The sequence below is a fragment of the Nocardiopsis terrae genome, from assembly GCF_014651695.1.
In the GTDB taxonomy this organism is placed as follows: domain Bacteria; phylum Actinomycetota; class Actinomycetes; order Streptosporangiales; family Streptosporangiaceae; genus Nocardiopsis; species Nocardiopsis terrae.
In genome coordinates, this window is sequence record NZ_BMXJ01000003.1 from 345,927 (window position 1) to 357,759 (window position 11,833).

The window sequence follows — 11,833 nt, forward strand, 5'->3', positions numbered from 1 at the left end:
GGCCGGGTCACCCCGTGGGGCCCGGGGTGTGATCGGGTCCCTGAGCGTTGCCGTGGCGCCGTCCTCCGTCGGGGGCGGCGCCGCGGTCGTTGGCGCCGCGGTTGCCGGGGGCCGGTGGGTTCTCGAACAGGGCCAGGTGGGTTCGCTGGTCGAACGTCTGCGCGGTGGCGCGTGCGGTGGGGGTGCCCGCGTCGGGGTCAGCCCCGGCTTCGACCAGCAGTTCCACGATCCGGTCCTCGCCCTTGAAGACCGCTCCGGCCAGGGGTGACTGGCCGCGGTTGTTGAGGCGGTCGGGGTCGGCGCCGTGTTCCAGCAGCAGGGCGACGGTGTCGGTGTGGCCGTGGTAGGCGGCCAGCATGAGCAGGGTGTCGCCGTTGTCGTTGGTCAGGTTGGGCGGCAGGCCCGCCTGGAGGTAGGGGGTCAGGTCCTGGGTGCGGCCGGCGCGGGCGTGGCCGAACAGGCGGGTGGCGAGTTCGATGACCTGGGGGTCGTGTTCTGGGTGGCTCACGGTGGGCAGCCTAGTGGGGGTCGGGGGCTGGTGTGGTGGGGTTCGGGGGTGGGCCCGTGGTGGTCGTTTTGGGGTGATGTGGTGCTGAACTCGGTTTTTGTCGCTAGGGTGCTGCGCAACCCCTGAGAGGAGCACCCTCGTGCGACATTTCGTCGGCTTCCTGTCGGGCCTGATCCTGGGCCCGGTTCTGTTACTGGTGACCGGCTGGGCCTTCGCACATCTGCGGGGCCTGCACGCGGTCGGTCTGAGCGCCCTGCAGGGCACCGGTCCGGTGGCGGTGGCCGGGTTGGTGGGTGTGGGCCTGTTGGTGGCTCTGGTCGCGGTTCCGCCGCGGTTGACCCCGATGCTTCCCTTCGCCGCGTCCCTGGTCCTGGGCGGGGTGAGTGCTCTGGCGTTGGTGCGTATGCACCTGTTGGAGCGTCTGCCGGTCCTGCCCGGTACGGAGGGCGCTCTGACCCTGTTGCCGCTGGGTGTGTTCCTGCCCCTGGCGTTGGTGTTGGCCGCTCCCCTGTTCGTGGGCGCCCGCTGGGTCCGCGAGGACGATGAGGGGGTGGGTGAGGAGGAGTACTTCGAGGGCCTGTACGCGCAGGACGGGGAGGACGAGGGTCCTGTCCGTTCCACCTCGACGCGGTCCGAGCCGGTGACGGCGCACCATGAGCCGCGGCACCGGTTGGAGGAGTGACCTTCCCCGCCAACACCGGGGCCCGGGAGCGGAACCGCTCCAGGGCCCCGGTGTTGGCGGGTCGAAGGGGTCCTAGCGCCAGGTGGGTCCCCAGGCGGAGCTGTTGGAGACTCCGCGGGGCAGGCGGGGCAGCCCGGTGGGGCTGGAGTTGGCCGGGGCGGGCGGGGTGGTGCCGGGTTCGCGGTCGGCGGGTGTGCTGGGCTGCTCGGCGGGTTCGTCCGCGGTGTCCTCGCCCGGGGCTGCCACGTCCTCGTCCGGCTCCGGGACCGGGGTCGGCTCCGGGTCAGGGGCCGGGGCGGGTTCGTCGGGTCGGGGGTCGCTGGGCTGCTGGTCGGCCCGAGGGACCGGTTCGGTTTCGTCGGGGGGCGTTTCGGCCCGGGGCACGAAGCCGCGTACGCGCTGGGCTTCGCCCTCGGGGCTCGGGTTGTGCAGGAGCACCGGTTCGGGCAGAGGGGTGGGTTCCTCTGCGGGGAGGGCGGGTTCGGCCGGGGCCACCCGCTTCCACCACAGGTCGGCTTCCTGGGGGCTGAGCTCGGACTCCACCTCCAGCCAGCCGTGTACCTGGCTGTGGCGGCGTCCGGCGTTCCAGGAGCGTGGGTAGGGCTGTTCGTCCAGGACCAGGACGTGTTCGCCGTCGATGGTGGGGATCTCGGCGGGGACCCCTTCGTTCCAGATCCAGGAGCCGTCGTGGGCGACCATGTTCCACCAGCCCCACACGGTCTGGGCCGCGGGGTCGACGGGGCCGTCGCGGAAGGAGGCGGTCCAGCGCGGGTCGGGGGGCTCGCCCGGCAGTCCCTGGCCGCGGGGGCCGATGAGGGCGTCGGCGAGCAGGGTGTGGAGTTGGAAGTTGTCGCCGATGCCGTCGAAGAGTACGCGGAAGGCGCGCCTGGAGTGGCGGTCCATGACCAGGGCGGAGGTGACTTCGGCCATCCGCAGGAGGGCGCGGAGCTGGTCGAACTCGGTGAGCAGGTCGCTGAGTTGGTTGGCGATGGCCACGAGTTCGGCGTGCAGGGAGGGGTCGCGGCGGGTGTGGGAGCGCACGCTGGGTTCGCTGAGCATGGTTTTGGCGGCCAGGCCGTGGCGGCGGATGGTCCACCAGCACATGGTGGCGGCGGGGGCGTCGGCGCCCAGGTCGGCGGCTACGCGGGCTTCGGCGTCGGCGGTGACGGTGTCGGGGTCGGGTGGGGTGCCGCCGCCGGTGCGTTCCCAGGCGCGGACGAAGACGATGGCGCCTTTGCCCATGGTGCGCAGGCGGTGCAGGATTTCGATGCCGGCGGGGCCGGGTTCGGTGCCCATCTCGACCAGGGCGCCGGCGACCACGGACAGGTCGGCGATGATGCCGGGGGCGGCGTGGTCTCCGGAGAGCAGGGGGGTGAGGGCTTCCAGGGCCAGTTCGCGTTCGGCGGGGGGGATGCGGGAGGCCAGGAGGTAGACCTTGTGGACCGCTGGTGGGAACTGTTGGGGGTCCGTGGAGACGGAGGCGTCGATCAGTTCTTGGAATGCCGCGCGAAACTCGTCGACCATGGGTCCGTCCCCTTTCTCACGCAACCAACCTAATGTCTCATCAGGGAAGGATCGCACTTTAACGGGCTGTATCAGGTGTTGCTGGTGGGTTTGTTGGTGATTCGAGATGAGGTGGTGGCCGATGAGGCGCAGGTCACTGTGGGTTTGGGGCCTCACAGCCCCAACCGGGTGACCGCGTTGTCCTCCAGGGGGTTCGCGGTACGGATGTAGTCGTGCACGGTCTGGGCGTTGGTCCACCGTCCCTGGCGCATGATCTCGCGGTCGGTGGCCCCGCCCAGGGCGGCCTGGGTGGCGAACCCGGCGCGCAGGGAGTGCCCGCCGAAGTCGTCGGGGTTGAGCCCGGCCCTGGCGGCGTAGCGTTTGACCAGGTTACCCACGGCCTTGGTGGTCATCGGGCGTTGGGCCAGGCGGCCGTGCCGGTCCACCCCGGGCAGCAGGGGCCGGTTCGCGCCGTCGGCCAGGTCGATGCCGCGCAGCTGCTGGCAGGAGTGTGCGGGTGCGGGGTCGGGTGCGCCCAGCGATTCCAGGTGGGCGCGTACCGCCTGCGCTCCCCCGTCGCGGTGCACCGCCACCAGGGCCGACCAGTCGGCCAGGGCGCACACCGGGCAGGTGGCGCGGTGGCGTCCGCGGGGCAGGGCCACCCGCTGGTGGGCCCGGCCCTCCTGGTCGGTCTTGGTGGCCCACAGGGAGACCACCAGGGTGGGGGCGCCCGAGGCCGGGTCGGTACGCAGGGCCAGGTCGTCGAAGGTCAGTCCGGCCAGTTCGGAGCGGCGCAGTGCCCCGGCGAACCCGGTCAGCAACAGCACGGCGTCGCGTCTGCGCGCCACTCCCCCGGGGTGGCCCTCGGCGGGGCGTACCGCCAGCAGCGTCTCCAGGGTGGACAGGACCACGGGGGCCTTGCGGTGAGGGCGGGCCTTGCGGGTGCGGCGGATGCCGCGCAGGGTCATGCGCACCACTTCGGCGCGGGTGGGTGAGTCCAGGCCGTGGGCGCCGTGGACGGCGGCGATGGCCGCGGAGCGGCGTTCCAGGGTGGCGGGGGCCAGGGCCCAGCCGGTGCCGTCGGGGGTGCGTTGCTCGGCGCAGGCCGCCAGGTAGACGGCCACGTCCACCGGGTCGGCCGGCAGGGAGGTGCGCTGTTCGGTCAGGCACCAGGCGCCGAAGGCGGTCCAGTCGGCGCGGTAGGCGCGCAGGGTGGCCGGTGACTGGGCGTTGGTCAGGTACCGGCCCAGGGCCTGGGCCTGTTCGGTGTCGAAGCGTTCGCGGACCCGTTCCAGGGCTCGGGTGTCCACGAGCACGCTGTGGTCGGGGTGCTCCAGGCGGGCGCGCACGGGCGGGGGCAGGGCGATCTGGTCCCGGGGCGCGGGTGTGTCGTCGGGGTCGGTGGTGTGCACGGGTTCCATTGTGTCCGGGGTCGGGGCCCGGGTGTGGCAGGCGGGGCGGGGCGGGTCGAAGCAGGTTCCCAGAGCGGGTGTCAGCCGAACAGGTGGGTGCTCAGTGCCGCCCACAGTTCGGTTGGGGGCATCACCCACAGTGTCAGGGCCACGGACAGGGCCAGGGCCGTGGTGAAGGCGATGGCGGCCATGGTGCGGCGCAGGATCAGGGCGGTGGTGGCACCTGCGGCCGGTACGGCCCAGGCCATGACCAGGAACCAGACCAGGGCGTTGCCGATGGCTTTGAGGTTTTGGTCCTGCTGTTCGGCGAGCAGGTCCGGGTCGGTCATGGTGGGGTCGGCGGGTGTGTTCATCGAGTCGAGTCCGGCGAAGAGCAGTGCGGCCAGGGCCAGGGGGGTGCCCAGGGCCCACAGGCACCACAGGATGACCCACAGCACGGTGATGCGCCGGTCGGGTGGTTCGGTGACCGTGAGGGGGGTGCGGTTCAGGGGTCGTTTCTCGGGGACCCGGCCGGGTGTGAGGCGGCCGGGTTCGGTGCGGCCCTGTTCGGTCTCGGCGGTGCGGGGGGCGGGCCCCTGGTGGCTCTTGCGGCGGTTGCGCTTCTTGGGTGACACGCCCGGGAGCCTACCCGGCCGAGCGCAGCAGGTGGATGACCACCACGAACACCACCGGCCAGGCCAGCAGGGCCAGGGACCACAGGGCCGCCTTGCGGTCGCCGGCGACGGTGGCCACGGCCGCGGCCAGGAAGGGGATTCCCACGGCTGCGCCGAAGGTCAGGGTGAGCCATTCGGCGGCCGATCCGGCGTGGGAGTCGGCGTCGATGCCCATCAGGTAGCCCAGGGGGCCCAGGACCAGGGCGAACAGGGCCAGGACGCAGATGACGACACGGATACCGGTGGGGTGGCGTGTGTTGCGGCCACCGCCGGGTGTGGAGGGACGTTCAGACACGGGGGCCGTGGTGCCTTTCGGAACTGGTGGCGGGCCAGGGCGGCAGGACCCCACCGCGGGGGTGTGGGGGGTGGGTCCTGCGGGCACGCCGTGGCCTGCCCGTGCGGGCGTGTGGGTGCCCGGGGCAGGCGTGGTGTGCTACCTAGAACGTACTCCACCTGGGAGGTGTCCGAAACCTGGGCGGCGGGTCCTTCAGCGGTCGGGCCAGGGGCGGGCCCGGGTGACCAGACCGGTGAAGGAGGCCAGCAGGCGGAGTTCGTCGATGGTGCGCGGGGCGGTGGTGAGCAGGTCGGGTGAGTGCACGACCAGCGCCAGGAGTTGGGCGCGGGACAGGGCGACGTTGAGGCGGTTGCGGTCCAGGACGAAGGAGGGTCCGCGGCTGGTCTCGGCGGCGTCGGAGGTGGTCATGGAGCAGATGACCGCGGCGGCTTCCTGGCCCTGGAACTTGTCGACGGTGCCCACCCGCACTCCGGCCAGGGCGGGGGTGTGCTGCTGTGCGTGGGCCAGGGCCTGGCGCAGGGTGCGCACCTGCAGGTTGTAGGGGGCCACCACCAGGATGTCGGTGCCGGTGAGGGGGCGCGGCCCCTGGCCGGGGTCGAGGGTGACCTGCTGGGTGAGCAGGGTGCGGGCGGCCTCGACGACGGCCTGGACCTCTTCGGGGCTGTGGGTGGTGCGGCCGGTGTGGGTGACGGGGTGGGCGTACACGCCCGGGGCCAGGGGACTCAGGTGGCGTTGGGTGGTGCTGGGGTGGGCCTGCAGGCGGCCCTGGTAGGACAGGTCCGAGACCGGGGCGCACACGGCCGGGTGCATGCGGCGGGTCTGGTCCAGGAAGTAGCCCAGGGCGGGGTCGATGATGGCTTCGGTGCCCATGAGGTGTTGTAGGGCCGAGGCGTCGGCGCCCTCGGAGTGCACGCCCTGGACGACCTGGGGTAGTTGTTGGGGGTCGCCGAGCAGGACGAGGTTGTGGGCCCCGGCGGACACGGCCAGGGTGTCGGCCAGGGCGAACTGTCCGGCTTCGTCGATGATCAGTACGTCCAGGGGGTCGGCGAGGGTGTCGGCGCCGGACATGCCCCAGGCGGTGCCGCCGATCAGGACGGGTTGGCCCTGGGTGGTGCGTTTGGTGCGCCAGTTGGCCAGTGCCTGTTGGGTGGAGGGCTGTTGCCAGGGGGCGTCGGGGTCCTTCTTGCCGCCGCGGGGGCGTTTGGCGGCTTCGATGTGCAGGCCCTGGTGGTCGGCGGCGCGCAGCGCGGCGGCCATGACGTTCTCCACGGCCTTGTGGCCGGTGGAGCACACGCCGACGCTGCGGCCCTCCTTGATCAGGTGGGTGATGAGTTGGGCGGCCAGGTAGGTTTTTCCGGCGCCGGGCGGGCCCTGCACAGCCAGGTAGGAGTGGTCCAGGCGGTCCACGGCGGTGATGGCGGCGCTGATGAGGTCGCCGTCGGCCGGTGCGGGCAGGGGGCCCGGCGGGTTCAGGCGGGGCGGGGTGCGGCGCAGGGCGTCCAGGCCGGGGTGGTGGGGCCAGTCGGGCAGGTGGTCCACGGCGGTGCGGGCGACCGTTTCCAGGGCGCCGTCCTTGGGTTTGGGGTCCACCGGTGAGCCGGGCAGGACTGCCAGGGGGGTGCGGGAGGGCAGGTCGTCGGGGTCGGCGGTCTCCAGCAGGGTCAGGGTGTCGGGTTCGGCCTTGAGGACCTTGGCGGGGCGGGTGGCGGCCCCCTGTCCGGGGGCGCCGGGGTGGAGCAGGTGGACGCTCTCGCCGGTGGTGAAGGGGTTGGGGTGGGCGCGGTCCAGGCGCATGGCGATCTCACGGCGGGCCTTCTTCTGCCTGCCGGTGGGTTCGGTCCACTCCCCCGCGTGCACCTGCCAGGGCACGGCGCAGTTGCTGTCGGTCTCCAGGTCCTGCAGGGGCGCGTTCTGGCGTTGGAAGTGTTCGCGCCAGGGCGGGGTGTTCTCGCGCTGGTAGTAGCCGATCAGGGAGGCCAGGGCTGCGCGGGGGCGGTCCTGTTCGGTGCGTTCCCCGGGTTGTTCGGGGACCTGTTCGAGCAGGGGTTGGGTCAGGGCGGTGTGGCGGGCGTTCTTCTCGGCGCGTTTGCGGGCGCGTTCGGCCTCGTCCTCGGTGAGTTCGAACTGGATGAGGGGGCGGTCGGTGATGCCCTGGCAGGTGCGTTGGTCCTCGAGCCAGTCGCGTAGGCGGGCGGTGGAGTGGCAGTCGTCGCGGTTGTAGGCGGCGATGTCGTCCAGGATCCGGGCGGCGGTGCGGGTGTCGCCCTCTTCCCGGGCGCTCAGGTAGGCGGCGTAGGCGTCGATGCTGGAGGCGGCGGTGGTGACGCCCCCGCCGCGGGCGGTGTCCAGGTAGAGGGGTTCGAGGTACTTGATGGAGTAGGAGCGTTGGGACACGCGCAGGCTTTTGCGGACCACGGTGTACAGGTCGACGAGGCGGTTCTCGCGCAGGAGGCGGTCGACCTCCTCCTCGCGGGTGTTGAATTCGGAGCTGAGGAGTTTGAGGCGGTCGACCTCGTAGGAGGCGTAGTGGTAGACGTGGGCGCCCTCGTCGGTGTCGATGCGGGCGGTGGCCAGGTCGACGAAGTCCTCCAGGGCCTTCTTCTCCTGGGTGCGGTCGTGGGCCCAGAAGGCGTGGAAGGTTTCGGTGCCGTCGGTGTCCTGGGTGGTGGCGCCGAAGAGGTACTCCAGGCCGCGTTCGCCCTGGCGGGAGTGGTAGGGGTAGCCCTCCATGTCGAAGAAGAGGTCGCCGGGGCTGGGGGCGGGCAGGCTGGCCAGGCCGTCGGGGGCGAAGACCTCGGCGGTGACCTGCCCCTGGGGGTTGGCGGGGGTGCGGGTGGTGTCCTGGTGCACCTGCAGGGCGGCTTGGGCGCGGAGTTGGTCGAAGGAGCGGCTGGGCAGGGTGGCGGGGCGGTCTTGGTCGGTGGCCCGGGCCAGGGCGTCGATGGTGTCCAGGCCGGCGTCGGTGAGTTTGGCGGCCTGGTCGGTGCGTAGTCCGGCGACCAGGGACAGGTGGCGGGCGGCGGTGCGTCCCTGGGAGCACCAGGTGTTGTAGCCGCAGCTCTCGCACAGGGGTCGGGGCTGGCCCCAGGTGGGGGTGGGCAGGGCGGGTTCGCGGGCCAGGTGGTCGAGCAGGCGTTGGGTGAGGGTGGTCAGGATGGGGGTGAATTCGGCGGTGGGCAGGGTGTGGGTGTGCTGGTCGCCGGTGAGCAGGTGCATGTGCTGGGGGGTGTGTCCGTGCAGGACGGCCACGGCCTGGGCGTAGGCGGTGAGTTGGACCACGGCTGAGGGGCCGGGGCGGCGGGCGAGTTTGGTGTCCCAGGGTTCGTAGGTGAAGGGGGTGGGGGTGTGGGGGTGCGGTTGGCCGGTGGTGGGGTCCAGGTCGGAGCGGATGAGGAAGTCGGCTCGTCCGTGGAAGGCCACGTGGGGGTTGAGGGGGTGGTGGAAGGAGGCCTGGTAGATGACCGGGGCTGCGGCGGCCATGGCCTGGGCGGTGGCATGGGCGGCCCGGGCCAGGGAGTGGTCGTCGGCGGTGGGTGCCTCGATGCGTACCAGGTCGTCGCCGAACAGGGTGCTCAGGCGTTGGAGTTCGGCCTGTTCGTGGAGTTCACCGTGGCGGGCGACGAGGGGGTCGATGTCCTCGGGGCGGGGTGCGCCGGGCAGGTGGGCGGCCAGGGCGCTCTTGAGGGCGGTGCGGTGGTCGCATTCCAGTGTGTCGACGAGGTCGGTGGGTGAGACGACCCAGCCGGTGGTGGTGCGGAACAACGCCCGTCTCCCCCTGGTGTTGTGGTGTTGGTCTGTGGCGGTGGTGGGGATTGTGCCACGTCGCGGGGGTGTGTGGGGCTTGTTGTGCGCGGGTGGGTGCCGGGTGCGGGTACGGCGGCGCCCCGCACCGGTGGGGGTGCGGGGCGCGCGGGGTGTGTTCGCGGGGTGGGGGGTTAGCCCACGACCTCCCATTGGACGGTGCCCACGCCGGCGCCGGTGCCGATGATCTGGTCGAAGGCGGCGGTGGACAGGTCCAGGCAGCGGCCGGCGATGAAGGGGCCGCGGTCGTTGACGCGCACGGTCACCGACTTGCCGTTGTCGGGGTTGGTCACCTTGACCATGGTGTCGAAGGGCAGCGTCTTGTGCGCGGCCGTCATGCCGTAGGTGTCGAAGGTCTCGCCGTTGGCGGTGGTGGCGCCGTGGAAGCCGTCGCCGTAGAAGGAGGCCTCACAGGTGCCGCCCTCGCCGCTGCTTTGGGAGGCGTCCGAGTCGCCGGAGGGTGTCTCGGGTTCGGGCTCCGGTGTTTCCTCTTCGGGTTCGAGGATGGCCGGGCCCGAGGCGCTCAGGGCCTGGGGTGCCGCGGCTTGGGCGCGTTCGGCCTCGTCCTGGGGTTGTTCGGGTTCGGAGTCGGGGTCCTGGGCGGTGAGGGTCCCGATCTGGGCCTGGGGGATCCCGGCGGCGCTGGTGGCGTTGTCGGGTTCGGCGCCGGAGGTGATGACGGCGGCCGCGGCGGTGCCGCCCACGAGCAGGGTCAGGCCGGCGGCCGAGGCCACGACCAGGGCGCGCTTCTTGCGTGAGCGTGCGGCTGCCAGGCGGGGTCCGACGGCCGGGGGTGCGTCCTGGGTGGTCGCATCGTGGTCGTCGGCCGGTGGGATCTGGGGCTCGTGTTTGCCCACAACGCAGTCCTTCGAACGGGAACAGGGGTGTGGCGGTCGCCTCCGGGCGTGGTGCCGTGGAGGGCGTGGTGTGTTCGGGTGGTGCGGGCCCCGGGGGGATGTGTGGGGCCGGGCACGGGCCGAACGGGCCCGCCGGTGGCATCGCACGGGGTCTGGGCGCAGAGCTTAGGGGTAACGCGACAGTAACGGTACCGGAAAGTGATGGTTTGTGGAACTTCTCACCCGGTGGCCCGCACGGAGCGCAGTTCGGGTCGGCGCGGGGGCAGGCCCTGGGGGAAGAGGGCCTGGGTCGGGTCGGGCAGGTCCAGGCCGCTGAGTTCGGCCACGGCCTGGGACAGGGTCGGGTTGTCCAGGTGTCCGCCCACGGTGCGGATGAGGGTGCTCAGGGTGGGCAGGGGCGGTGCGCCCAGGGCGGCGGTGGCGTAGCGGGCGGCCACGGCGGGGGTGCGTGAGGCGCCCGCCCAGCAGTGCAGCAGGACGCGTTTGCCCTCGGCGCGCAAGGCGGCCACGGCCGTGGCGGCCTCGTCCAGGGTGAAGTGCAGGTTGGTGTTCTTGCCGGGGGTGTCGTGCAGCCACACGCGTACCCAGTCGGGGCCGCTCAGGTGGGGGGCGTCGTCGGGGTGGGTGCGGCACAGCGAGACCACCGCGTTCACGTCTTGGGGGCGGGTGCGCAGGTGGTCGAGGTTGCCGAGCAGGACTCCGGGGTCCTGGGGGTGGGGTACGGCGAAGGGTGGCAGGCGCTGTTCGGGCCGTTCCCGGATGGGGTGCTGGGGCCACTGGCGGGGTTGGGTGCCGCGCACCTGGACCAGGGCGGCGGTGATCAGTGTGTGGGGGTCGGTGTGCCCGCTCAGTCGGCGCAGCGCTCGCAGGGGCAGGGCGGAGGCGCCCCAGCGGGCCCCGGCCAGGGCTCCGGTGTACATGGCGGCCGGGTCGCCGCCGGTGTGGCGGGCCCGGTGCAGGGCCTGTGTCAGGTGGGTGCAGGCGAAGGTGCCGTGGGCGGGATCGTGTGCGGGGTGGGGGGTGTGGGTCAGGGCCCGCCAGGAGGCGCCCAGGGGGTCGTGGTCGGTGGTGTGTTCCAACTCGGGTGAGTGCGGGGGCGTGGCGGTGCGCACCAGGGTGCTCAGGGCCCGTACCCAGGCGTGTGGGGCGGGGCCCCGGGGTGCGGGGAGGTCGGGGGTGTGCGCTGGGGGTGCGGTGGCGGCCCGGGCCAGGGCGGTGCGGATCAGGTGGGCCAGCAGCGCGGGGCCGGCGGGGGTGTGGGGGCCGGGCAGGTGGGGGGTGGTGGCCGCGGTGGTGAACTGTCGGATCCGGGCGGGTGGTGTGCCGACCAGGGCGGCGGCGGCCGCAGCGCCGAGCAGGGCTCCGGCGGCCCGGTCGTGGGCGGGGTCCTCGGGCGGGTGCGGTGGTGTTGGGGGCACGGTGGTTCTCCACGGGGTGGGAAGGGACGGGGGCCGGACCCGGTCGGGGGTCCGGGGGTGGTCTTCCCGGTGGAGGTGGTGTGCGTGCACGGGTTGCCGGTTGTGGCCACCCGGGTGCGGTGGGCGGGGTCGGCCGTTGAGGGGTGCCGTCAACGAGTGCGGCGCCGGTCGCGAATGCGGCTGAACCTCGACGTATCAGCGCCATGGTGGAGGGTCAGGGGCCCGACCGTTCACCCGGTGTGGAGAATTCGTCCGGATGCGCTTCACCTTCCGTGCCTTCGCTGCGGAAGGGCGGTGCCCCGATCCGGGTGCTGCCTACAGATGCGGGACTGTGCCGGCGCTCACCGGAGCGGGGTGTTTCATCGTGGGTTCCTGCGCGGGCTTCTCGTGCGCGGTCTTCGGGCGCGGCGGTATGCGTGGCGTGTGTCGGCGTCTACGCTGCTGTCGCGGCGTGGATCGCCGCCGTCGTCAGCTTCCCCTGATGAGGTCCTCACATGAAGAGGACGTGGATGTGCGTGATGAGTCTGGTCGGGATGGCCGTTTCGGCTTCCGTGTTGATCCTGCTCGTTCTGTCGCTGTTTCGCCCGGGCGGGCAGGGGAACGTCTGGGCGGTCGGAGCGCTCGCGTGCCTCACCGTGGTCTGCGCGGTGGGGGTGCGGTACTGGCGGCCGTGGACGTCGATCTCGGAGGACAGCTAGCCGGGC

At 72.5% G+C, this 11,833-nt stretch carries 10 protein-coding genes; 2 read left to right on the forward strand and 8 right to left on the reverse strand.

The features are described 5' to 3' along the window. Positions 1–7: 7 nt before the first annotated feature. The gene (locus IE195_RS09345) at positions 8–508 is read right to left on the reverse strand and encodes an ankyrin repeat domain-containing protein (protein WP_191269667.1); all 501 of its coding nucleotides are present in this window, start codon (positions 506–508) and stop codon (positions 8–10) included. 139 nt (positions 509–647) lie between these two features. Between IE195_RS09345 and IE195_RS09350 the strand changes: the two genes are divergently transcribed. Beyond that, on the forward strand, positions 648–1,190 hold the full coding sequence (locus IE195_RS09350; RefSeq protein WP_191269669.1) for a hypothetical protein: 543 nt from the start codon (positions 648–650) through the stop codon (positions 1,188–1,190). A gap of 72 nt (positions 1,191–1,262) precedes the next feature. On the opposite strand, the gene IE195_RS09355 is transcribed toward IE195_RS09350, so the two are convergent. The 7 genes from IE195_RS09355 to IE195_RS09385 all read right to left on the reverse strand — a co-directional run bounded on the left by IE195_RS09355 (position 1,263) and on the right by IE195_RS09385 (position 11,129). Continuing rightward, positions 1,263–2,714 (reverse strand): hypothetical protein, encoded by a 1,452-nt coding sequence (locus IE195_RS09355; RefSeq protein WP_191269671.1) that lies wholly within the window; start codon positions 2,712–2,714, stop codon positions 1,263–1,265. Positions 2,715–2,866: 152 nt separating this feature from the next. Beyond that, positions 2,867–4,114 carry a tyrosine-type recombinase/integrase gene (locus tag IE195_RS09360; protein ID WP_191269673.1) on the reverse strand — a complete coding sequence of 416 codons (1,248 nt, stop codon included), beginning with the start codon at positions 4,112–4,114 and terminating at the stop codon, positions 2,867–2,869. A 71-nt stretch (positions 4,115–4,185) separates the two neighbouring features. Further along, entirely contained in the window at positions 4,186–4,719 is a 534-nt protein-coding gene (locus tag IE195_RS09365; protein ID WP_191269675.1) for a hypothetical protein, read from the reverse strand. A 10-nt stretch (positions 4,720–4,729) separates the two neighbouring features. Next, positions 4,730–5,053 (reverse strand): hypothetical protein, encoded by a 324-nt coding sequence (locus IE195_RS09370; RefSeq protein ID WP_191269677.1) that lies wholly within the window; start codon positions 5,051–5,053, stop codon positions 4,730–4,732. A 192-nt stretch (positions 5,054–5,245) separates the two neighbouring features. After that, complete coding sequence (locus tag IE195_RS09375; RefSeq protein WP_191269679.1) at positions 5,246–8,815, reverse strand: TM0106 family RecB-like putative nuclease; 3,570 nt, start codon at positions 8,813–8,815, stop codon at positions 5,246–5,248. 173 nt (positions 8,816–8,988) lie between these two features. Then, complete coding sequence (locus tag IE195_RS09380) at positions 8,989–9,711, reverse strand: septal ring lytic transglycosylase RlpA family protein (RefSeq protein ID WP_191269681.1); 723 nt, start codon at positions 9,709–9,711, stop codon at positions 8,989–8,991. Between the two features lie 218 nt (positions 9,712–9,929). Next, complete coding sequence (locus tag IE195_RS09385; RefSeq protein WP_191269684.1) at positions 9,930–11,129, reverse strand: dual specificity protein phosphatase family protein; 1,200 nt, start codon at positions 11,127–11,129, stop codon at positions 9,930–9,932. 494 nt (positions 11,130–11,623) lie between these two features. Here IE195_RS09385 and IE195_RS09390 point away from each other — a divergent pair, with 494 nt between their 5' ends. Beyond that, positions 11,624–11,827 (forward strand): hypothetical protein, encoded by a 204-nt coding sequence (locus tag IE195_RS09390; protein ID WP_191269686.1) that lies wholly within the window; start codon positions 11,624–11,626, stop codon positions 11,825–11,827. Positions 11,828–11,833: the final 6 nt, after the last annotated feature.

Coding starts and splice junctions, on each gene's coding strand:
- IE195_RS09390 (WP_191269686.1), top strand. CDS start 11,624: ATGAAGAGGACGTGGATGTGCGTGATGAGTCTGGTCGGGATGGCCGTT.
- IE195_RS09355 (WP_191269671.1), bottom strand. CDS start 2,714: ATGGTCGACGAGTTTCGCGCGGCATTCCAAGAACTGATCGACGCCTCC.
- IE195_RS09360 (WP_191269673.1), bottom strand. CDS start 4,114: ATGGAACCCGTGCACACCACCGACCCCGACGACACACCCGCGCCCCGG.